At 59.4% G+C, this 20798-nt stretch carries 21 protein-coding genes; 3 read left to right on the plus strand and 18 right to left on the minus strand.

Annotated elements, in window-relative coordinates:
• Window position 1: 1 nt before the first annotated feature.
• The 7 genes from thiO to M5G20_RS28630 are packed head-to-tail and all read right to left on the minus strand — an operon-like array spanning window position 2 to window position 6765.
• Window positions 2-1102 (minus strand): glycine oxidase ThiO, encoded by a 1101-nt coding sequence (gene thiO, locus M5G20_RS28600; RefSeq protein ID WP_273921920.1) that lies wholly within the window; start codon window positions 1100-1102, stop codon window positions 2-4.
• A gap of 56 nt (window positions 1103-1158) precedes the next feature.
• The gene (locus M5G20_RS28605; RefSeq protein WP_273921921.1) at window positions 1159-1560 is read right to left on the minus strand and encodes a type IV pilin protein; all 402 of its coding nucleotides are present in this window, start codon (window positions 1558-1560) and stop codon (window positions 1159-1161) included.
• 14 nt (window positions 1561-1574) lie between these two features.
• Entirely contained in the window at window positions 1575-4658 is a 3084-nt protein-coding gene (locus M5G20_RS28610; protein ID WP_273921922.1) for a pilus assembly protein, read from the minus strand.
• On the minus strand, window positions 4645-5124 hold the full coding sequence (locus tag M5G20_RS28615; RefSeq protein WP_273921923.1) for a pilus assembly PilX family protein: 480 nt from the start codon (window positions 5122-5124) through the stop codon (window positions 4645-4647). Before M5G20_RS28615 ends, M5G20_RS28610 begins: the two co-directional genes overlap by 14 nt.
• Before the next feature lie 11 nt (window positions 5125-5135).
• Window positions 5136-5849, minus strand: a complete 714-nt coding sequence (locus M5G20_RS28620) for a PilW family protein (protein WP_273921924.1) — start codon at window positions 5847-5849, stop codon at window positions 5136-5138.
• The gene (gene pilV, locus M5G20_RS28625; protein WP_273921925.1) at window positions 5846-6295 is read right to left on the minus strand and encodes a type IV pilus modification protein PilV; all 450 of its coding nucleotides are present in this window, start codon (window positions 6293-6295) and stop codon (window positions 5846-5848) included. The genes M5G20_RS28620 and pilV overlap by 4 nt, the downstream gene beginning before the upstream one ends.
• On the minus strand, window positions 6292-6765 hold the full coding sequence (locus M5G20_RS28630; RefSeq protein ID WP_150734747.1) for a GspH/FimT family pseudopilin: 474 nt from the start codon (window positions 6763-6765) through the stop codon (window positions 6292-6294). Before M5G20_RS28630 ends, pilV begins: the two co-directional genes overlap by 4 nt.
• A 129-nt stretch (window positions 6766-6894) precedes the next feature.
• On the opposite strand from M5G20_RS28630, the gene M5G20_RS28635 reads away from it, so the two are divergent.
• Window positions 6895-7452 carry a GspH/FimT family pseudopilin gene (locus tag M5G20_RS28635; protein ID WP_273921926.1) on the plus strand — a complete coding sequence of 186 codons (558 nt, stop codon included), beginning with the start codon at window positions 6895-6897 and terminating at the stop codon, window positions 7450-7452.
• Here M5G20_RS28635 and ispH read toward each other — a convergent pair.
• The 6 genes from ispH to murJ form a co-directional block, all read right to left on the minus strand.
• Window positions 7421-8368 carry a 4-hydroxy-3-methylbut-2-enyl diphosphate reductase gene (ispH, locus tag M5G20_RS28640; RefSeq protein ID WP_150734745.1) on the minus strand — a complete coding sequence of 316 codons (948 nt, stop codon included), beginning with the start codon at window positions 8366-8368 and terminating at the stop codon, window positions 7421-7423. The genes M5G20_RS28635 and ispH overlap by 32 nt on opposite strands.
• Before the next feature lie 163 nt (window positions 8369-8531).
• On the minus strand, window positions 8532-8969 hold the full coding sequence (gene fkpB, locus M5G20_RS28645) for an FKBP-type peptidyl-prolyl cis-trans isomerase (RefSeq protein WP_172668667.1): 438 nt from the start codon (window positions 8967-8969) through the stop codon (window positions 8532-8534).
• Between the two features lie 7 nt (window positions 8970-8976).
• Window positions 8977-9489: a signal peptidase II gene (gene lspA / locus M5G20_RS28650; protein WP_273921927.1), complete on the minus strand. Its 513-nt coding sequence runs from the start codon at window positions 9487-9489 to the stop codon at window positions 8977-8979.
• Window positions 9482-12313 carry an isoleucine--tRNA ligase gene (ileS, locus tag M5G20_RS28655; RefSeq protein ID WP_273921929.1) on the minus strand — a complete coding sequence of 944 codons (2832 nt, stop codon included), beginning with the start codon at window positions 12311-12313 and terminating at the stop codon, window positions 9482-9484. The genes lspA and ileS overlap by 8 nt, the downstream gene beginning before the upstream one ends.
• Window positions 12314-13264: a bifunctional riboflavin kinase/FAD synthetase gene (gene ribF / locus M5G20_RS28660; RefSeq protein WP_273921930.1), complete on the minus strand. Its 951-nt coding sequence runs from the start codon at window positions 13262-13264 to the stop codon at window positions 12314-12316.
• A gap of 129 nt (window positions 13265-13393) precedes the next feature.
• On the minus strand, window positions 13394-14932 hold the full coding sequence (gene murJ, locus M5G20_RS28665) for a murein biosynthesis integral membrane protein MurJ (RefSeq protein WP_273921931.1): 1539 nt from the start codon (window positions 14930-14932) through the stop codon (window positions 13394-13396).
• 388 nt (window positions 14933-15320) lie between these two features.
• Between murJ and rpsT the strand changes: the two genes are divergently transcribed.
• Window positions 15321-15599, plus strand: coding sequence for a 30S ribosomal protein S20 (gene rpsT, locus M5G20_RS28670; protein ID WP_060543338.1), 279 nt, complete (start codon window positions 15321-15323; stop codon window positions 15597-15599).
• Between the two features lie 179 nt (window positions 15600-15778).
• Here rpsT and M5G20_RS28675 read toward each other — a convergent pair whose 3' ends face one another.
• The 5 genes from M5G20_RS28675 to rplU form a co-directional block, all read right to left on the minus strand.
• Entirely contained in the window at window positions 15779-16243 is a 465-nt protein-coding gene (locus M5G20_RS28675; protein ID WP_273921932.1) for a CreA family protein, read from the minus strand.
• Window positions 16244-16255: 12 nt separating this feature from the next.
• Window positions 16256-17374, minus strand: a complete 1119-nt coding sequence (gene proB / locus M5G20_RS28680; RefSeq protein ID WP_273921995.1) for a glutamate 5-kinase — start codon at window positions 17372-17374, stop codon at window positions 16256-16258.
• A 138-nt stretch (window positions 17375-17512) separates the two neighbouring features.
• Window positions 17513-18736, minus strand: coding sequence for an Obg family GTPase CgtA (gene cgtA / locus M5G20_RS28685; protein ID WP_075948392.1), 1224 nt, complete (start codon window positions 18734-18736; stop codon window positions 17513-17515).
• A 195-nt stretch (window positions 18737-18931) separates the two neighbouring features.
• Entirely contained in the window at window positions 18932-19189 is a 258-nt protein-coding gene (gene rpmA, locus M5G20_RS28690) for a 50S ribosomal protein L27 (protein WP_003281574.1), read from the minus strand.
• Between the two features lie 35 nt (window positions 19190-19224).
• Window positions 19225-19539, minus strand: coding sequence for a 50S ribosomal protein L21 (gene rplU / locus M5G20_RS28695; RefSeq protein ID WP_003176051.1), 315 nt, complete (start codon window positions 19537-19539; stop codon window positions 19225-19227).
• Window positions 19540-19779: 240 nt separating this feature from the next.
• Here rplU and M5G20_RS28700 point away from each other — a divergent pair, with 240 nt between their 5' ends.
• Complete coding sequence (locus tag M5G20_RS28700; protein ID WP_150734739.1) at window positions 19780-20748, plus strand: polyprenyl synthetase family protein; 969 nt, start codon at window positions 19780-19782, stop codon at window positions 20746-20748.
• The last annotated feature ends 50 nt before the right edge of the window (window positions 20749-20798 follow it).

Below are 20798 nucleotides of genomic sequence, written 5' to 3' on the forward strand. Positions count from 1 at the left end.
TTCAGATCCGCCCCGTCGGCGCATACGGCGCCGGATCAATGATCGGCTCGCGCCCCAACATCACATCGGCAAACAACTGACACGACGCCGGTGCCAGCACCAAGCCATTGCGGAAATGCCCGCAGTTTAGCCACAACCCGTCAAACCCGGGCACCTGGCCAATGTAGGGAATACCTTCCGGAGAGCCCGGGCGCAAACCGGCCCAATGCCCGACCACTTCGGCATCCGCCAGCGCCGGAATCAGCTCCACCGCCGAGGCCTTGAGGCTCTCCAGGGCCGATTCGGTTGGCGTCTTGTCGTAGCCTTCATGCTCCAGCGTACTGCCAATCAGAATGTGCCCGTCACGGCGAGGAATCGCATAACGCCCCTTGGCCAGCACCATGCTCGGCAGAAAATCCGCCGCGCACTTGTAGAGAATCATCTGCCCTTTCACCGGTTCGACCGGCAACTCCAGGCCCAGGCTTTTGAGCAAGTCGCCGCTCCAGGCACCCGCAGTCAGGACCACTTGATCGCCACGGATCGTACCGTTGGATGTCTGCACACCGACAACTTTTTCGTCTTCGCGAATAAACCCGCTGACCTCACACTGCTCATGAATCGTCACGTTCGGCAGCGCCTGCAAAGCAGCCTTGAGCGATTTCACCAAGCGCGGATTGCGCACGTTGGCGACATCAGCCATGTAGATGGCCCGGGAAAAACCACCGCCCAATACCGGCACCGCGTCGTGCGCCGCCGAGATATCCACAGACCGCAACGGACGATTCTGCCGTGCCGCCCAGGCCAGCGCCTCGGCTTCGTCGTCCAGATCGAGCCAGTACAGGCCAGTGACATGTACTTCGGGATCAACCCCGGTGGCAGCAAACAGGCGCTCACCCAGCTGTGGATAAAAATCCTGGGACCAATGAGCCAGAGCCGTGACCGCCGGGTTGTAACGCCATGGGTAGAGCGGTGAAACAATGCCACCACCCGCCCACGACGACTCTTGCCCGACGTTCGATCGGTCCAGCAGCACAACGCTCTGCACTTCGGACGCGAGATTGAATGCCGTCAGCAGGCCGATTACCCCGCCACCGACAATCACCACTTGCTGTTGCCTGTTCATATTCTGATCCAACCGATAAATAGACAGAGGGCGCAAAAGGCGCCCGAAAAGAACACTCAGCGACCCCAGCAATCCTTGGTGGTCAGGCCAGCCGTGGCGTTGACCATGCTGCGCACGCCAGTATTGGTGATGGTGAAATCACCGCACTTGTCCGTCGCCATGGATGTACCGGGCTTGCGCACCGCCGTCAGCAGGAAGGTCTGGTCGGTCAGGGTCGACGCGATGGTGTAGTAATCGTTACCGGGGCTCAGGCCCGGAACGCCGGTGTAGACATTCTTTTGCGTATAGAACCGTTCGAGAAGCTGCGCCTGCTCGGACAGCAGACCGGCCACTTCGGCACGACGGCCCTTCTTCAGGTATTCGGTGAAGCTGGGTGCAGCGATGGTCATGACAATCCCGATGATCGCAATCACGATCATGATTTCAATCAGGGTAAAACCGCGGTTGGATCTGTGCATGCCTCAACTCTCACTTACTGTATTTGTCGCCACATGATGCGACGGCTGCCGCCGCCGGATTTTTCCACCAGTGTGGTGATGCCGCCACTGGAATCGTTCACGACCTTGCGGGTCCCGCCGTTGACGATGGCGTTCAAGGTCGGATTGCCACCGGTGAAAATCACACCACTGGACACCGTATCGTTGCTGTCGACCAGGCCATCGCCATTGGTGTCGAGCACGGCGTAGTTGAGCATCTTACCGCTGAACGCATCGAGTTCGACCAGTTTGCCGGTACCGAAGCTGGCACACGGATCGGTGGTGTCGACGCTGGCCGTGGTAAAGACGATTCGCCCAAGGATCAGACTGGCCTGATTGATCACCCGCTCGCCAGTCAGGGCGCTGTTGTACACCAGCGGCAAATACCAACCTTTTTCCGCCGGATAAGTCACCTCGTTCTGGCTGGTGGTAATGAATTGGCCAGAGCTACCCGAGAACACACCGGTCACCGCCTGCACCTGCAGGCTCGAGGTAGTGATCTGCCCGGAACCGCCATCCGCGTCCCACACCGCGTAGAACGCCTGTAAATCCTTGTTGGTCTTGTCCGCCGTCTCGTTGAATTTCCCGGTACCGAAAAATACCACTTTGCCACCCAGCGAGTTATCCGCCAGCAAAGGTTGCGCGGTGATTGGCTGGGTCGCGCCCCCCGCAGCGGTGAACAGCGGCTTGCCGGAAAACGCTACGCCCCAGGTGTCCGTGGCGGTACCGCTCAAATCAAACTTCCACAGCCGCCCCTTCAAGTCCCCGCCATACGCGGCCTGCACGACGTTCTGCGAGTTGACCTTGAGTTTCACCGAGGACAAGCCGTTGGTGGTTTCGGTGTTGTCGATGACGATTTTCTTGATCAGCGAGCCGTCGCGGACATCGACCACGTACAACGCCGCGACCCCGGAGTTGCTGCCGTAGCCATTGGAAATGAACGCAGCCCATCGACCGTCAGCCAGACGTGCCACTTCCGGACGGGCGTAGGCATAACCCAGATCATTGAAAGCGTTGGCGGTGTTCGCGCTGGCCGGCGCGCTGATCTCCCACAACGCCTTGGTCGCGTTACCGGCAGACGCATCGAACAATTGCAGCGCATAGAACGTTCGCCCCCCCGCCCCGGTGCCGCCCAGCGCGAGGGTTTTCCAGACACTGTTGAGCTGGGCATCGAACACCCCCACCTGCCCATCCACCAGGAACTTGTGGCTCACGCCGTTGATGTAGGTGGTATCGGCGATGTACCGCAACGAAGGCAACACACTCGACGGCATGTAGGCGTAACGTCGAGCGCCATTGGCGGAGTTGATGACGTTTACAAAACCGTCGTTGGCGTTGACCACGAGGCTGGCATTCATGTTGGCGGCTTTGCTGGCCAGGTAAGTGCTGTAGGTGTTGTCGCCAGAAAGATCGGAAGCGGTTTTATCCGTCGGTGACGCCAGGGCCACCGGTGAGTTGATGATGTCTCCCAGCAGAACACTGCGCACTTTCAGTCCGGTCTTGTGGGTGCCCTTGCTCCACTCCACCAGATCGCTGCCGGTGATGCCGGTGGGCAGGCCCTGATTGAGGGTGGTTTGCTGGGTTGTGGAAAAGTTGGCATAGGCCAAGGTCACGGCCGTGTTGCTTTGGCTGTTCCAGGACTGATAGATCGGTGCCGTGGCGCCAGGCACGATAGCCGTATCGGTAGTCCACAACACCGCATTGGTATTGACCGCGCCACTGGCGGTAAAGCCGTAGGCCTTGATCGTGCCGCGCCAGTCTTTTGGGTCGTAGCTGGTCTGGAAGTAGCTGGTGCCGCTGGCGAGAGTCGTTCCGCTGGTGGCGCCGCTGCCACCGGAACCGGCCTTGGAGGTGATATCACTCAAGGCGTTAGACAGCGCGGCATTCAAACCAGCGCTGTCCGTCGCCTGGTAGTACTTGCCCTGGCCGTAGCTGGCGGCGTCCGACAACATTTGATTCGCGGCGGTAAAACCGACGGTGTAGGTGTTCATGTTCTGCTTCGGAAAATCGCTGGCGTTCCAGCTTTTGCCAGCCAGGTCGGTTCCGGTGGAGCGCATGTCGATGTCGAAGGCGAATTTGGCGATGTCGTCCAGATACAGGGTGTCACCCTCCCCATCACCGCCGGGGTTGTCGCCGTCGTTGGCGCTGTTGCCGTCCCAGTTCGGCAGGCGAGTGCCGCCAAGTGGGTCATTGGTGGGGAAGGTTCGGTCGTAGGTGGGCAAGCCGTCGGTGATCACCACACCGTAATTTTTCTGGCAGCGATACTGAATCGGACTGGTATAGGTGGCGGGCGTCGAGTTGTAGTACGGCGCCATGCCGCGCATGTATCGGGTCACTTCGTAGTAGGTTTCCGCCAATGGCGTGTTGGCGACGGCGCTCAGACCATTGATCGAAGAAATCAGCGCGTTGTAGTTGGCGTCCACCGACAGATCACTGACTGCCCGCGCAATGTAGCCGCCGTTGCCTGGGTTATTGCTGACGGGGGGATTGAACGTCGCAAGTCCGATGCGCAAAGAGCGATTACTGGTGACCAGATTCTTGGAGACATCTTGCGCAACGCTGATCCGGTACTCATCGGGAATGGCATTGGCGCCCGAGGTGAAATCGCGACTTGAACCGTTGGCCAGCCCCAACAGATACGCCAGATAGTTCGCCGTGTAGCGGGTGTTTTCATTGCCGACGGGGTCGGGCAGTTTCAGGCAGATCGGCGTCAGCCCGAGAAAGCCGCGATAGAAACCGTACCAATTGCCGTTGGTCGAGCAACCGCCGCGGTTCAGGCTCGACAGGGCGATGTTGGCATCACTCATATCGAGATTCTGACCACCGATACATGACAGGTTGGAACTGCACATCGCGATCTGCGCACGGTTGACCTTCGGATCGAAGCCCGGTGCCCAAATGATGTTATTCATACTCCCCGAATCATCGATCATGAGCATCACGTTCGGCGCCACGGCTGCCGCGCTCAATAGCGGCGATTCCGACGGCGTGAAGGCATAGACCGGTGCCGCCAGATACAACCCCAGAGCAACGCCACACAGCATCCGCCACAGCCCGGCGCACCCATTAGTACTTCGCATAAATACTCTCCACCACACTGCGCGAACTACCCGCGATGCCCACGGCGGTCACCCGGTACAACGTCGCCGACGTGTTGCTCGGCACGTTCACGGCCGTGAGGGTGGTGCCAATGTTCTGCACCCCATAAAAGCCATTGCCCGAAGCGATCCAGGTCACGCCCGAGGTGGCATTGAAACCGGCGGCCTTGATGGTGGCAGACTCGGCCGGCGGCGCGCACTGACTGGTGCCGCTGCACACCGCCAATGAGTAGCTGTCGAGTTGCACCGCACTTTCACCGACACGCAACGCCGCTTCGGCGCCCTGAAACGATTGATTGCGCAAGCTCACACTGCCGGCCATCTTTTCCTGCAGAGTGGCGTTCTGCATCGATGAGATACCAATCAACGTCAGCAACAACAGAAACACCAGACTGACCAGCAACGCCATGCCACGCTGAGGATGAGAAGCCACGGCAGAGAAATTCATCGGCCCTCCGCTCATGGCAGACGGTTGCGCAGCGCGGCAACCACATTGAAGGTTTGATTGCTGACCCGGTTTTTAGGGTCGGTGAGGGTCAGGCTCAATCGCACGCTACGAATGCGCGCGGGGTCGGACGGGTTGCTGCTGTAACTGGAGGCCGACGAATCGGCAGCGGAACTGGCAAGGCCGAAACTCACATTGAAGGCGCTGACGTTATCCACCAGCACTTGCTGGGCCGGTGTGCCTCTGCCGACACCCATCGTCAACTGGCCGTTCTTCAAGCTGTAGATCAACCGTCGGATCGGGAATGCCAGCTGCCCCGAGGCCGGCGTGCGCGAGTCGCTATAGGCCGTCGCCGTGTTTCGACAATCCGATATCACCGTCCAGGTCGGCGTCCCGCCGCTGCTGCCGACGTCCGCCGTCACCAGGGTCAGCTTGAGATTGGCGTTATCCCAACTGATGGGGGTAATTTGAGCCCCGTTGAATTCACCTGCCGAACTGGCGTCGATAATCGTTCCCAGACAACCGAACATGCCCACCATGCGGATTTCCTGAATCATTTTGCTCAGCACGAAACGCGCGTCTTCCTGCATCGTAGCGGCGGCGCTCTGGCTGACGTAGGTGTTTTTCGAGGCAATGAAAACCTGCACAACCCCCAGCACCACGACCAGGCTCAAGGTCAGGGCGATCAGCAATTCGATCAGGCCGAAGCCTCTTTGCCGACGGTTCATGGCGTCGATACCGGGTCGACGGTGGCACGACTGGTGAGGACGAAGCTGCGACGCGAATTGGCGCTGTTGGCAGCCCGGGAGTCGTCCCAGGTGATGGTGATCGTATAAACCCGCTGGTTGAGCGCAATGCTGCCCGTGGCGGTGGGACCACCGAAATTGACGATATTGCTGGTGAAGTCGTAGAGATCCTGGTCCCGGGCTACGTTGAGGTTGCCGGAAGTCGGCGGTGTCACGGTGTAGTCGGCGGCTGAATTGGCGCGGATGCGGTCCATCATGTCGTAGGCGATGAAACTGGCCTGACTGGTCATGCGCGCACTGTCGGTGTATTTCAGCGCATTCAATTGAAAGGCAGCCGCGCCCAGTAGCCCTACGCTCAGAATCAGCAACGCCACCAGAACTTCGATCAACGTCATGCCGTCCTGGGCATGCTTGCTCCCTTGCCTCATCCGCAACTTCCACCCAATAGAATTCGTCCGTTCAAACACACATTCAGCGTCCTGCTTTGCGCCCCCAGTACATAGCTGATCACCACCGCCGTAGACGATGACGACAGCCCGCCGAGATTGTTGAAATCAATGGCGGTCACTCCTGAGGTTAGCGTCAGAGTCGCTCCGCTGCTCATCGCTGGAACAACCCGCAATACATTGGCCGAAGTGCCAGTACTGTCATAAACCGCTAACTCCCCGGTCCAGACGCTCCCGCCCGCCGTGGGCCGAAGCCGTGTCGTCACGCCCCGGTCGATGGCCTCCAGCCGGGCGAAATTAAGACTGCGTTGCAGGTCGCCGATTTCCGTGTCGGCCCTGGTCGTTTGTGCCGAACGGGTAAACGCCGGGACGGCCAGAGTGATCAGCACCAGAAAGATCCCCAACGCGATCAGTAACTCGACCAGCGTGAAACCTTTTGAACGATGTTCCATCAGTGCCCTCCGTTGCCGTCGGCTATACCTGCAGTTACACGCTAGAACATTCAGCCGCCCCAGCGCGGTTGATTTGCCATCAGCCGTGCATGGATTGTGCGGACCACACCACTCCAGGGAGGGGATGTCATGCGTCAGCAAGGCTTCAGCCTGGTTGAACTGCTTATGGGACTGACGATTGTCGGGATTGTTCTGCATTTGGTCAGCCCGGCGTTCGCCGCAGTCACCGAATCGAACCTTCGCGAGCAGGCGGCAGAGTCACTTTACAGTGGCATCCGCACCGCCAGAACCGAGGCCATTGCGCGCCATCAGAGCGTGATGATCCACGCCATCAATGGCGACTGGAGCCAGGGCTGGCGAATCATTGTGGATATCAGTGGCAAGGGACAAAAAGACGCCAGCAATCCGCTGCTGGTGGAGCGTCAGAGCGGTACGCGGGTGCCGATCGTCGGCAACCGACCGGTCAGCACATTCGTGCGGTTCAGCAGTCTGGGTGAGCCACAGTTCGCCAGGGGGGAATTTCAGGCTGGAACATTACATGTTTGCGCCGCTCGCGAACCGGTGAGCCAGTACCAGGTGGTGCTGGCGCCGACCGGTCGCGTCAGCCTGCGCAGCGTGAAAGCTGAGCAGGCGTTATGCGCAGAGGGGAAAACGCTTAAAGCAGGGAGCGCACGCGCAGTTCTTTAGGCATGGAGAACGTGATGTTCTCCTCACGACCGGCCAGTTCATCGGCACCGGTAGCGCCCCAGGCCTGCAACTGCTGGATCACACCACGGACCAGCACTTCCGGTGCAGAGGCGCCAGCGGTAATGCCGATGCGCTCGACACCGTCGAACCAGCTCTTTTGCAGATCTTCGGCGCCATCAATCAGATAAGCCGGGGTGGACATACGTTCAGCGAGTTCACGCAAGCGATTGGAGTTCGAGCTGTTCGGACTGCCGACCACCAACACCACATCGCACTCGTCAGCCAGTTGCTTGACCGCGTCCTGGCGGTTTTGCGTGGCGTAGCAGATGTCGTCCTTGCGCGGGCCACCGATGGCCGGGAAACGCGTACGCAGGGCGTCGATGACGCGGCTGGTATCGTCCATGGACAAGGTGGTCTGGGTCACGAACGCCAGTTTTTCGGGGTTGTTCACTTGCAGTTCGGCGACATCCTTTTCGTCTTCGACGAGGTAGATCGCGCCGCCATTGCTGGCATCGTACTGGCCCATGGTGCCTTCGACTTCCGGGTGTCCGGCGTGGCCGATGAGGATGCACTCACGACCGTCGCGGCTGTAACGGGCGACTTCGATGTGCACCTTGGTCACCAGCGGGCACGTGGCGTCGAACACTTTCAGGCCACGGCCGGCAGCTTCGGTACGCACGGCCTGGGACACGCCGTGGGCACTGAAGATCACGATCACGTCGTCCGGCACCTGATCCAGCTCTTCGACGAAGATCGCCCCGCGGTTACGCAGGTCTTCGACGACGAATTTGTTGTGGACCACTTCGTGGCGCACATAGATCGGCGGCCCGAATACTTCCAGGGCGCGGTTGACGATTTCGATCGCCCGGTCCACGCCGGCGCAGAAGCCACGGGGGTTGGCGAGTTTGATTTGCATGCTGTGCCTCGTGTCTTGCGCGCAAGAAATAGCGAAAACTATGGAAACCTGCTGTGGGAGCGAGCCTGCTCGCGAAGGCGGTGTGTCAGACGACATCAATGTTGAATGTCAGTCAGCCTTCGCGAGCAGGCTCGCTCCCACATTTTTGACCGTGTCCGATCAGTTACAGCGCTTTGACGGAAATGATTTCCACGTCAAAGGTCAGCGTCTTGCCAGCCAGCGGGTGGTTGAAGTCGATGGTCACTTGCGCGTCATCGAACTCTTTGACCACACCCGGCAACTCAGTATTGGCCGCATCGTTGAAGATCACCAGCAAACCCGGCGACAGGTCCATGTCCTGAAACTGCGAACGCGGGATGATTTGCACGTTTTGCGGGTTTGGCTGGCCAAAGGCGTTTTCCGGCTCAATGCTCAGGGTACGCTTGTCGCCAGCCTTGAAACCGAACAGCGCCGCTTCGAAACCTGGCAACAGGTTACCGTCGCCGACCTTGAAGGTCGCCGGGGCTTTGTCGAAGGTGCTGTCCACCGTGTCGCCGTTCTCCAGGCGCAATGCGAAATGCAAGGTGACTTCCGTGTTCTGGCCGATGCGTTGCTCAGCCAATACCTGTTCAGTCATGAACGGTTTCTCCGGTCTTTTTACTTTTGAACATATCCAGTGCCAGCATCACGGCACCGACAGTGATTGCACTGTCAGCAAAGTTGAATGCCGGGAAGTACCAGCGGTTCTGCCAGTGCACCAGAATGAAATCGATCACATGGCCCAGGGCAATGCGGTCATACAGGTTGCCCAGCGCGCCACCGAGCACCAGTGCCAGCGCAACCGCCAGCCAGGTTTCGTTGCGCCCCAGACGTTTGAGCCACACCACCAGCACCGCGCTGACCACAATTGCGATCAGGGCAAACAACCAGCGCTGCCAGCCGGAGCTGTCAGCCAGGAAGCTGAACGCCGCGCCAGTGTTGTAGGCCAGGGTCCAGCTGAAGTAATCGGGGATGATCACGATCTGCTGGTACATCTCAAGCTTGCCCTCGAAGTAGAACTTGCTGGCCTGGTCGATGACCAGGACCAGCAAACTCAACCAGAGCCAGCCCAGTCGCCCGAAGCGACCAACGGCATTAGGCATAGTGGCGGACCTCGCCGGCGCCGCTGATGTTGTCGACGCAACGACCGCAGATTTCCGGATGCTCCGGGTTCACGCCGACGTCTTCACGGCAGTGCCAGCAACGGGCGCACTTGGCGAAGGCCGACTTGACGATCTTCAGCTTCAGGCCGCTGACTTCAGTCACGACCGCATCGGCAGGCGCCTGTACGAAGGGCGCAACGCTGGCGGTCGAGGTGATCAGTACAAAGCGCAGTTCGTTGCTCAGCTTGGCCAGATCGGCGCTCAAGGCGTCTTCGGCGAACAGCGTCACTTCGGCTTGCAGGTTGCCACCGACGGCTTTGGCCGCCCGCTGGATTTCCATCTCTTTGTTGACCGCGACCTTCACTTCCATGATGCGATCCCAGTAGGCGCGACCCAGCTCGAAGCCTTCCGGCAGTTCGGTCAGGCCTTCATACCAGGTGTTGAGCATGACGGACTCGTTACGCTCGCCCGGCAGGTACTGCCACAACTCGTCGGCGGTAAACGCCAGGATCGGCGCGATCCAGCGCACCAGCGCTTCACTGATGTGGAACAGCGCGGTCTGGCACGAGCGACGGGCCTTGCTGTCGGCGCCGGTGGTGTACTGGCGATCCTTGATGATGTCGAGGTAGAAACCGCCCAGTTCCTGCACGCAGAAGTTGTGGATCTTCGAGTACACATTCCAGAAGCGGTATTCGCCGTAGTGCTCTTGCAATTCGCGTTGCAGCAGCAGAGTACGGTCCACGGCCCAACGGTCCAGTGCGAGCATTTCTTCAGCCGGCAGCAGGTCGGTGGCCGGGTTGAAACCGGTCAGGTTGGAAAGCAGGAAGCGCGCGGTGTTACGGATACGCCGGTAGGCGTCCGCACTGCGTTGCAGGATCTGCTCGGACACCGCCATTTCACCGGAGTAATCGGTCGATGCAACCCACAGACGCATGATATCGGCGCCCAGGGTGTCGTTGACTTTTTGCGGTGCAATCACGTTGCCCAGGGACTTGGACATCTTGCGGCCGGACTCGTCAACGGTGAAACCGTGAGTCAGCAGCTCGCGGTACGGCGCGTGGTTGTCGATGGCGCAACCGGTCAACAGCGACGAGTGGAACCAGCCACGGTGTTGGTCCGAACCTTCCAGGTACAGGTCGGCGCGTGGACCGCTTTCGTGGCCCATCGGGTGAGAACCGCGCAGGACGTGCCAGTGCGTGGTGCCCGAGTCGAACCAGACGTCGAGGGTGTCGCTGATCTTGTCGTACTGCGGTGCTTCAGCGCCCAGCAGCTCGGCGGCATCCAGCTTGAACCAGGCTTCGATGCCTTCGACTTCGACGCGCTTGGCGACTTCTTCCATCAGTTCAACGGTCCGTGGGTGCAGCTCGCCGCTTTCCTTGTTCAGGAAGAACGGGATCGGCACGCCCCAGTTGCGCTGACGGGAAATGCACCAGTCCGGGCGGTTGGCGATCATCGAGTGCAGGCGCGCCTGGCCCCAGGCCGGAACGAACTGGGTATCTTCGATGGCCTTGAGCGAGCGTACGCGCAGGGTGTCGCCGGTGGTCGGCTGCTTGTCCATGCCGATGAACCACTGCGCGGTGGCGCGGTAGATCAGCGGGGTCTTGTGGCGCCAGCAGTGCATGTAGCTGTGTTCAATGACGGTGGTGTGCATCAGCGCACCGACTTCGGTCAGTTTGTCGACGATGGCCGGGTTGGCCTTCCAGATGAACTGGCCGCCGAAGAATTCCAGCGAGGTCGCGTAAACGCCGTTGCTTTGAACCGGATTGAGGATGTCATCGTTGACCATGCCGTATTTCTTGCAGGTCACGAAGTCGTCCACACCGTAGGCCGGCGCGGAGTGAACCACACCAGTGCCTGCGCCCAGTTCAACGTAGTCGGCCAGGTAAACCGGCGACAGGCGGTCGTAGAACGGGTGGCGGAAGTTGATCAGCTCCAGCGCTTTACCGGTGGTGGTCGCGATGACCGAACCTTGCAGCGAATAGCGCGCCAGGCACGACTCGACCAGCTCTTCGGCCAGCACCAGCAGCTTGTCGCCGACATCGACCAGGGCGTAGTTGAATTCCGGGTGGACGTTCAGCGCCTGGTTGGCCGGGATGGTCCACGGGGTGGTGGTCCAGATCACGATCGAAGCAGGCTTGGCCAGCGATGGCAGACCGAACGCGGCAGCCAGTTGGGCTTCGTCAGCAATCGGGAACGCGACGTCGATGGTCGAGGACTTCTTGTTCTCGTACTCGACTTCGGCTTCGGCCAGGGCCGAACCGCAGTCGAAGCACCAGTTCACGGGCTTGAGGCCCTTGAACACGAAACCGCCTTTTACGATTTCAGCCAAGGCACGGATTTCGCCAGCCTCGTTCTTGAAGTCCATGGTCTTGTACGGGTTGGCGAAGTCGCCCAGCACGCCGAGACGGATGAATTCGGACTTCTGGCCTTCGATCTGCTCGGTGGCGTAGGCACGGCACAGCTCGCGGGTCTTGTCCGCGCCCAGATTCTTGCCGTGGGTCACTTCGACTTTGTGCTCGATCGGCAGACCGTGGCAGTCCCAGCCCGGAACATAAGGCGCGTCGAAGCCCGACAGGGTCTTCGAGCGAATGATCATGTCCTTGAGAATCTTGTTCAGTGCGTGACCGATGTGGATCGTGCCGTTGGCGTACGGAGGGCCGTCGTGCAGGACGAACTTCGGACGATCCTTGCCAATCTCGCGCAACTTTCCGTACAGGCCAATACTGTCCCAGCGCTGCAGAATCTGCGGTTCGCGCTGTGGCAGGCCGGCCTTCATTGGGAAGGCGGTGTCCGGAAGGTTTAGCGTGGCTTTATAGTCGGTCATTTAAGGCTCTTCATTAGCGATTGGCGCTAGGTGCGACAGGGCACGGGCGGCGGCGACATCCGCATTGATCGCCGTCTTAAGCGCCTCCAGAGAGGCGAAACGCTGCTCTTCACGCAGCTTTTGGTGGAAAACCACCGTCATACGCCGGTCATACAGATCGCCGGCAAAATCTAAAAGATGGACTTCGAGGTGGGCTTTGCCATCCCCTTGGACCGTAGGTCGAACGCCGATATTGGCGACACCCGGCCAGGTCTTGCCGTCGAGGTCGACACTGACCAGGTAAACCCCGGTGAACGGCACGCGACGGCGCTTGAGTTGAATATTGGCAGTGGGCGTACCCAGCTGACGCGCCAGTTTCTGCCCATGCAGCACGCGACCGGCAATCCGGTACGGGCGACCGAGCAACCGTTCGGCGAGGCCAAAATCGGCAGCCGCCAGGGCATTACGCACCTGGGTGCTGCTGACACGAATGCCATCGAGCTCGACGGTCTGCGCCGCTTCAACGGTGAAGCCCTGCATGACGCCGGCCTGTTGCAGGAAATCGAAATCCCCGACCCGGTCACAGCCGAAACGGAAGTCGTCACCGACTTCAAGATGCTGCACGCCAAGGCCGTCCACCAGAATGGTGTCGACGAACTCGCTGGCGCTGAGCTTGCTCAGGCGATGGTTGAATGCCAGGCACAAGACCCGGTCGACGCCTTCGGCGGCCAGCAGTTGCAGTTTGTCACGCAAACGGGCCAGACGGGCCGGTGCGGTGTCCGGCGCGAAAAACTCTCGCGGCTGCGGCTCGAAAATCACCACGCAACTGGGCACGGCCAACGCCAGCGCACGCTCACGCAAACGCGCCAGGATAGCCTGGTGGCCACGGTGTACACCGTCAAAGTTGCCAATAGTGGCGACACAGCCCCGATGCTGGGGGCGCAGATTGTGGAGGCCTCGAACCAGCTGCATAACGCGCTTCTTGCTCATAAAGTGGTCGATTATAACCACACCCGGCGGCCGACGACAGGCAACACCGTATCCCAAAGTAATCGAGCCGACAAAAATGTCGGCTCGCCCGTATTTATGGAGGTTTTATCTTCAGCCCAGCGCCTTGCGGTTGAAGTCACGCAAGCGGAAGCCCATCAACATTAACATGCCGAAATAGGTCACCACACCGGCAATCACCAAGGCGCCCAGCCGCAGGAAACGCTCAAGCATCTGCCCCTCGCCCCAGGCCGGCATGAAATGCATCCCGGCCAGCAGCACGCCAGACATCACCGCTACCGCAATCACCAACTTGAAGCCGAACCTGGCCCAGCCCGGTTGCGGCTGATACATCTGCTGTTTACGCAGTTGATAGAACAGCAGCCCGGCATTGAGGCAAGCGCCGGCACTGATGGCGAGCGCCAGGCCCGCGTGAGCCAGCGGACCGATCAGCACCAGGTTGAACAACTGCGTGACGACCAGTGTGAAAATTGCGATTTTTACCGGCGTACGGATGTTTTGTTGCGCATAAAAGCCCGGTGCCAACACTTTGATCACGATAATCCCGAGCAATCCGACGGAATAAGCGATCAACGCGCGCTGGGTCATGGCCGCGTCATGGGCATCGAACTGGCCGTACTGGAACAGCGAAACCGTCAGCGGCTCGGCCAGGATCGCCAGCGCCAGGGCACACGGCAACACCAGCACGAAACATAGCCGCAGCCCCCAATCGAGGATGCGCGAGTACTCGTGGCGATCCTTGCTGGCGTACGTCTTGGCCAGGGTTGGCAGCAGGATTGTGCCCAATGCCACACCCAGCACACCGGACGGCAACTCCATCAGACGGTCGGCGTAGTACATCCAGGACACGGAACCGGCGACCAGGAACGACGCGAAGATTGTGTTGATGATCAGCGAGATCTGGCTCACCGACACCCCGAGAATCGCCGGCAGCATCTGCTTCATCACCCGCCAGACACCGGTATCGCGCAAATTCAGGCGCGGCAGCACCAGCATGCCGATCTTTTTCAGGTGCGGCAGTTGATAAAGCAATTGTGCAAGGCCACCCACCAGGACCGCCCAGCCGAGCGCCATCACGGGTGGATCGAAGTACGGCGTCAGGAACAGCGCAAAAATAATCATGCTGACGTTGAGCAGCGTTGGCACGAACGCCGGCACCGAAAAACGGTTCCAGGTGTTGAGGATTGCGCCCGCCAGCGAAGACAGGGAAATCAGCAATATGTAAGGAAAGGTCACCCGCAACAGGTCGGTCGTGAGCTCGAATTTTTCCGGAGTATCGGTGAAACCCGGTGCGGTGACCCAGATGACCCAGGGTGCGGCAAGCATGCCCAACGCCGTGACCAGCGCCAGCACCAGCGTCAACAGGCCCGAAACGTAAGCAATGAATGTTCGCGTTGCCTCATCGCCCTGCTGGCTTTTGTATTCGGCAAGAATCGGCACGAAAGCCTGGGAAAATGCCCCTTCGGCAAAAATTCGCCGCAACAGATTGGGCAATTTGAAGGCGATGAAGAAGGCGTCGGTCGCCATTCCCGCGCCAAATGTGCGCGCAATGAGGGTGTCACGAACGAACCCCAGAACCCGGGAAAGCATCGTGATAGAGCTGACGGCGGCCAACGATTTGAGCAGATTCATTGAAAGAGTTTGTGCCTGTCGATAAACAGCAGGCGAATAAAGCGCCCACTTATGCGATACTCCGCGCCGCAACAGCACAGAGCCAAAGCTCGCGAGTTTACAGGTCACACGCCGGAAAGAAATATTCTGTGCCACCGACCTCATGAAAACGTGACGAGCGAAGGCAAGACAAGGCGAAAACAGGCGAGAAAGCGGAGCTGACGAACGTCAATGAGCATTTCGAGGCTGTTTTCAACGCAGTATTGTCGAGCGCAGTAGTTTTCATGGGGTCGGGACCGACCACTTAGCGGAACGTTTCCTCCGCCCTTGACAAGACTTCAACTCATCGGCATGATTCGCGGCCTATTTTGTTTGCTATTTCCTAAAAAGTCTTTCGAGGAGCTCGACGGTGGCCAACTCACCTTCCGCCAAAAAACGTGCAAAACAGGCTGAGAAGCGTCGCAGCCACAACGCCAGCCTGCGTTCCATGGTTCGTACCTACATCAAGAATGTAGTTAAGGCCATCGACGCAAAAGACGCTGAAAAAGCTCAAGCTGCTTACGTTCTGGCTGTGCCAGTAATCGACCGCATGGCCGATAAAGGCATCATCCACAAGAACAAGGCTGCTCGCCATAAGAGCCGCTTGAATGGCCACGTTAAGGCCCTGAGCGTTGCCGCTGCTGCCTAAGCGACCCGCTCATTAAAAAACCGACCTCAGGGTCGGTTTTTTATTGCCTGCGATTTAGTGAACGCAAAAAACTGTGGGAGCGAGCCTGCTCGCGAAGAGGTCGTTACATTCAACATCATCGCTGACTGTTACACCGCTTTCGCGAGCAGGCTCGCTCCCACAGCTTGAACTGCGTCAGATTATTGGGCGTGCGCCCACGGCAAAATCGGAATCGCCGTTACCGCATTCTGCGGACTGCCCTCAATCAAACGATCGCTGTAGACCAGATACACCAGCGTGTTGCGCTTCTTGTCGAGGAAACGCACCACCTGCATGGTCTTGAACACCAGGGACGTGCGCTCCCTGAACACCTCATCGCCATCCTTCAGTTCACCCCTGAAGCTGATCGGCCCGACCTGACGACAAGCAATGGAGGCTTCGGCGCGATCCTCGGCCAGACCAAGACCACCCTTCACACCGCCGGTCTTGGCGCGTGACAGGTAGCAGGTCACACCCTCCACCTTCGGGTCATCAAACGCTTCGACCACGATCCGATCGTTCGGCCCGACGAACTTGAACACCGTCGACACCTGACCAATTTCTTCAGCCGAAGCCAACAGCGGCATCGCCAACAGCAACCCCAGTAATCCTTTTGCCAAACGCATTCAGATATTCCTTTAAACCAGAATCAGGTTATCGCGATGAACCAGTTCCGGCTCCGCCATGTAACCCAACAGACCGACAATCGCATCAGACGACTGACCGATGATTTTTTGTGCCTCCAACGCGCTGTAGTTGGCCAGGCCACGAGCAATCTCACGACCGTCCGGCGCCACGCACACCACCATTTCGCCACGACGGAAGCTGCCCTGAACCAGCTTGACCCCAACCGGCAACAAACTCTTGTTGCCCTGGGATAACGCCGTCACAGCCCCCGCATCGAGCACCAGGGTGCCGCGGGTTTGCAGATGCCCCGCGAGCCACTGCTTGCGCGCAGCCAGCATGCCACGCTCAGGCGAGAGCAAGGTGCCGATGCGTTCGCCCGCCTTGAGGCGATCCAGCACACGCTCAAGGCGCCCGCCGACGATGATGGTATGAGCACCGGAACGCGCCGCCAGACGCGCAGCGCGCAGCTTGGTCTGCATGCCGCCACGACCCAGCGCACCACCGGTACCGCCCGCCACCGCATCGAGCGCCGGATCATCGGCACGCGCTTCGTAAATCAGCTGCGCATTAGGGTTGTTGCGCGGATCGGCGTCGAACATGCCATCGCGATCCGTCAGGATCACCAGCAAGTCCGCTTCGACCAGGTTGGCCACCAGCGCCGCCAGGGTGTCGTTGTCGCCGAAACGGATCTCGTCAGTGACCACGGTGTCGTTCTCGTTGATCACCGGGATGACTTTCAGCTCGACCAACGCGCGCAAGGTGCTGCGGGCGTTCAGGTAGCGCTTGCGATCGGACAGGTCGTCGTGGGTCAGGAGAATCTGCGCTGTGTGCCGACCATGCTCGGCAAAGCTCGACTCCCAGGCCTGCACGAGCCCCATCTGGCCGATTGCAGCAGCAGCCTGAAGTTCGTGCATTGCACTGGGTCGCGAGGTCCAGCCCAAACGGCTCATACCGGCCGCCACCGCCCCGGAGGACACCAGCACCAGCTCGACGCCCGCTTCATGCAGGGCCACCATCTGCTCTACCCAGACACCCATTGCCGCGCGATCCAGGCCTTTGCCGTCCGCCGTCAGCAAAGCGCTGCCGATCTTCACGACCCAACGCTGCGCACCTGTCACCTTGCTCCGCATCATCTTCAACCTTAGCTTGAGGAACAGTGCGACCTGGCACTGCCCATGACGTTATTCGTGGTTATTCGTGACCAACGATCGATTTCCAGATACTAAAACGCCGCTCGATTGAGCGGCGCTTAAGTTTATCGCAACGAATCAGTCACGCACGTAAATGATTTCCGGACCGTCTTCATCATCCACATCTTCTTCGTCCCAATCATCGTCGCCGATGTCGTGGACCGACTTCACGCCGCTGCGACGCAGAGCACGCTGATCGTCCAGCGCCTGCAACTGGGCACGGGCTTCATCTTCGATGCGCTGATCGAGATCAGCCAGCTCTTCCTTGTAGGCCGGGTCGTTGGCCAGGCGGTCAGCACGATCTTCCAGGTAACGCATGATGTCGTGGCACAGACGCTCGGTGTTTTGCTTGGCGATGGCCGAGATCACGTACACCGGACCGGTCCACTCCAGACGATCAACAATCTCTTTGACGCGCGCATCGTGCTCTTCGTCGAGGATCTGGTCGCACTTGTTCAGGATCAACCAGCGATCGCGCTCAGCCAGGGACGGACTGAACTTGGTCAGCTCGTTGACGATGACTTCAGCGGCGTCCGGGGCACTGGTTTCATCCAGCGGCGCCATGTCGACGAGGTGCAACAGCAGACGAGTACGCGACAAGTGCTTGAGGAAGCGAATCCCCAGGCCCGCGCCATCGGAAGCGCCTTCGATCAGACCCGGAATGTCCGCGACCACGAAACTCTTCCAGCGATCGACGCTGACCACACCCAGGTTCGGCACCAGAGTGGTGAACGGGTAATCGGCGACTTTCGGCTTGGCGGCCGATACCGAACGGATAAAGGTACTTTTACCGGCGTTCGGCAAACCCAGCAGACCCACGTCAGCCAGCACTTTCATTTCCAGCTTCAGGTCGCGCTGCTCACCCGGCTTGCCTGGCGTGGTCTGGCGTGGCGCACGGTTGGTACTGGATTTGAAACGGGTGTTGCCCAGACCGTGCCAGCCGCCCTGCACCACCATCAATTTCTGGCCAGCCTTGGTCAGGTCGCCGATCACTTCTTGCGTGGCCGAGTCGATCACCGTGGTACCAACAGGCACACGCAGGATCAGGTCCTCGCCCTTCTTGCCGGTGCAGTCAGTGCTGCCGCCGTTGGAGCCACGCTCGGCATCGAAGTGCCGGGTGTAACGGTAGTCGACCAGGGTGTTGAGGTTTTCGTCGGCCATCATGTAGATGGAACCGCCATCACCGCCATCACCGCCGTTCGGGCCACCGTTCTCGATGAATTTTTCCCGACGGAAACTCATGGCGCCATTGCCGCCATCACCAGCCTTTACGCGAATCGATACTTCATCAACAAACTTCATAACAAACGCCTCTCGCCATACGGACGAGCCGAAAAACAATCAAGACATAAGACTCTTGCAAAAATGAGCGCAGCGACCCCAAACCACGACATCTACATCGTACGCCGACAGCCCATACAAACAGCTTTGCAAGAGACTCACCCCACAAACGAAAAAGCCCCGTCGCGAGACAGGGCTTTTCCAGCGATCGCGCAATTAAGCTGCGACTACGCTCACGTAACGACGACCGAAGGCGCCTTTTACTTCGAACTTGATCACGCCTTCGACTTTAGCGAAGAGAGTGTGATCTTTACCCATGCCAACGCCGTAGCCAGCGTGGAATTGGGTGCCGCGCTGACGCACGATGATGTTGCCCGCTTTGATAGCCTGGCCGCCATACATCTTCACGCCAAGGCGTTTGGCTTCTGAGTCGCGACCGTTACGGGTACTACCACCAGCTTTTTTGTGTGCCATGAGTTCAATTCTCCTAGTGAGGAATTAGGCTGAAATTAAGCCTGAATACCGGTGATTTTGATCTCGGTGTACCACTGGCGGTGGCCCATACGCTTCATGTGGTGCTTACGACGACGGAACTTGATGATGCGGACTTTATCGTGACGACCTTGGGAGATCACTTCAGCCACAACGGTAGCGCCAGCAACAACTGGAGCACCGATATTCACGTCGTCGCCGTTGGCAACCAACAGAACGCGATCAAAGGTAACGGATTCGCCGGTAGCGATTTCCAGTTTTTCGATCTTCAGGTATTCACCTGGGGCGACTTTGTACTGCTTGCCGCCAGTAACGATTACTGCATAAGACATGGTATTTCTCCGATAATCCTGCTCACCCAGCTCTTTATAAGAAGAGGTATTGGCTGGCATGGCTGCATGGGGCTGGAAGGCCCGCTTGCAATTGCGTAAGGCAGGTGCTGCCCAGGAAGTTCAGGGTGCGCGATTGTACGCAAGGCACGAGCGCCTTGCAATAGGCCGTCTATCGCGCCTTGACAGGCCCGGACGTGGGTCCTAGCATGCCGCGCAACCCTTCTGGAGCGACTGTCGCTGATGCAACCCCAAGCTTTCTACCGCGCGGTGGCGGACGATTTTAGCGCCGTCGACGGCATCATCAAGAAGCAGCTGACTTCCCGAGTGCCGCTGGTATCGAAAATCGGCGATTACATTACCTCGGCCGGCGGTAAACGCCTGCGTCCTTTATTGGTGCTGCTGTCTGGCAAGGCCCTGGGACGTGAAGGCGATGACCTGCGACTTTTGGCCGCAACCATTGAATTCCTGCACACCGCCACCCTGCTGCATGACGATGTCGTCGACATGTCCGGCATGCGCCGTGGCCGCTCGACCGCCAACGCCATGTGGGGCAATGCACCGAGCGTGCTGGTGGGCGACTTCCTGTATTCGCGTTCTTTCGAAATGATGGTCGAGCTGGGCTCCATGCCCGTGATGAAGATCCTTTCGCAAGCCACGCGCATCATCGCCGAAGGCGAAGTGTTGCAGCTGTCGAAGGTTCGCGACGCCAGCACCACCGAAGAAACCTACATGGAAGTCATCCGCGGCAAAACCGCGATGCTCTTCGAAGCTTCGACCCACAGCGCCGCGGCCCTGGCCGGTGCAACGCCCGAACAGAGCGAAGCTCTGCGCATGTTCGGCGATCACCTGGGTGTGGCGTTCCAACTGGTCGACGACCTGCTCGATTATAAAGGCGATGCGCAAACCCTGGGCAAGAACGTCGGTGACGATCTGGCCGAAGGCAAGCCAACCCTGCCGCTGATCTACACCATGCGCGAAGGCACGCCGGAACAGGCCGCCCTGGTGCGCAAGGCGATCCAGAAAGGCGGCATTGAAGACCTGGAGAGCATCCGCGCCGCCGTGGAAGCCTCGGGCTCGCTGGAGTACACCGCGCAACTGGCTCGCGATTACGTCGCCCGCGCGATCAAATGCCTCGACGTGTTGCCGCCGAGCGAATATCGCGATGCGCTGATTGAGCTGAGCGAGTTCTCGGTCGCGCGCACGCACTGATACGCGCTCTGTAGGAGCCGGCTTGCTGGCGATTCATACAACTCGGTGTT

Source organism: Pseudomonas sp. TNT2022 ID1044 (assembly GCF_028656895.1).
GTDB lineage: Bacteria > Pseudomonadota > Gammaproteobacteria > Pseudomonadales > Pseudomonadaceae > Aquipseudomonas > Aquipseudomonas reinekei.

Coding starts and splice junctions, on each gene's coding strand:
- thiO (WP_273921920.1), bottom strand. CDS start 1,102: ATGAACAGGCAACAGCAAGTGGTGATTGTCGGTGGCGGGGTAATCGGC.
- M5G20_RS28605 (WP_273921921.1), bottom strand. CDS start 1,560: ATGCACAGATCCAACCGCGGTTTTACCCTGATTGAAATCATGATCGTG.
- M5G20_RS28610 (WP_273921922.1), bottom strand. CDS start 4,658: ATGCGAAGTACTAATGGGTGCGCCGGGCTGTGGCGGATGCTGTGTGGC.
- M5G20_RS28615 (WP_273921923.1), bottom strand. CDS start 5,124: ATGAATTTCTCTGCCGTGGCTTCTCATCCTCAGCGTGGCATGGCGTTG.
- M5G20_RS28620 (WP_273921924.1), bottom strand. CDS start 5,849: ATGAACCGTCGGCAAAGAGGCTTCGGCCTGATCGAATTGCTGATCGCC.
- pilV (WP_273921925.1), bottom strand. CDS start 6,295: ATGAGGCAAGGGAGCAAGCATGCCCAGGACGGCATGACGTTGATCGAA.
- M5G20_RS28630 (WP_150734747.1), bottom strand. CDS start 6,765: ATGGAACATCGTTCAAAAGGTTTCACGCTGGTCGAGTTACTGATCGCG.
- M5G20_RS28635 (WP_273921926.1), top strand. CDS start 6,895: ATGCGTCAGCAAGGCTTCAGCCTGGTTGAACTGCTTATGGGACTGACG.
- ispH (WP_150734745.1), bottom strand. CDS start 8,368: ATGCAAATCAAACTCGCCAACCCCCGTGGCTTCTGCGCCGGCGTGGAC.
- lspA (WP_273921927.1), bottom strand. CDS start 9,489: ATGCCTAATGCCGTTGGTCGCTTCGGGCGACTGGGCTGGCTCTGGTTG.
- ileS (WP_273921929.1), bottom strand. CDS start 12,313: ATGACCGACTATAAAGCCACGCTAAACCTTCCGGACACCGCCTTCCCA.
- ribF (WP_273921930.1), bottom strand. CDS start 13,264: ATGCAGCTGGTTCGAGGCCTCCACAATCTGCGCCCCCAGCATCGGGGC.
- murJ (WP_273921931.1), bottom strand. CDS start 14,932: ATGAATCTGCTCAAATCGTTGGCCGCCGTCAGCTCTATCACGATGCTT.
- M5G20_RS28675 (WP_273921932.1), bottom strand. CDS start 16,243: ATGCGTTTGGCAAAAGGATTACTGGGGTTGCTGTTGGCGATGCCGCTG.
- proB (WP_273921995.1), bottom strand. CDS start 17,374: ATGCGGAGCAAGGTGACAGGTGCGCAGCGTTGGGTCGTGAAGATCGGC.
- cgtA (WP_075948392.1), bottom strand. CDS start 18,736: ATGAAGTTTGTTGATGAAGTATCGATTCGCGTAAAGGCTGGTGATGGC.
- rpmA (WP_003281574.1), bottom strand. CDS start 19,189: ATGGCACACAAAAAAGCTGGTGGTAGTACCCGTAACGGTCGCGACTCA.
- rplU (WP_003176051.1), bottom strand. CDS start 19,539: ATGTCTTATGCAGTAATCGTTACTGGCGGCAAGCAGTACAAAGTCGCC.
- M5G20_RS28700 (WP_150734739.1), top strand. CDS start 19,780: ATGCAACCCCAAGCTTTCTACCGCGCGGTGGCGGACGATTTTAGCGCC.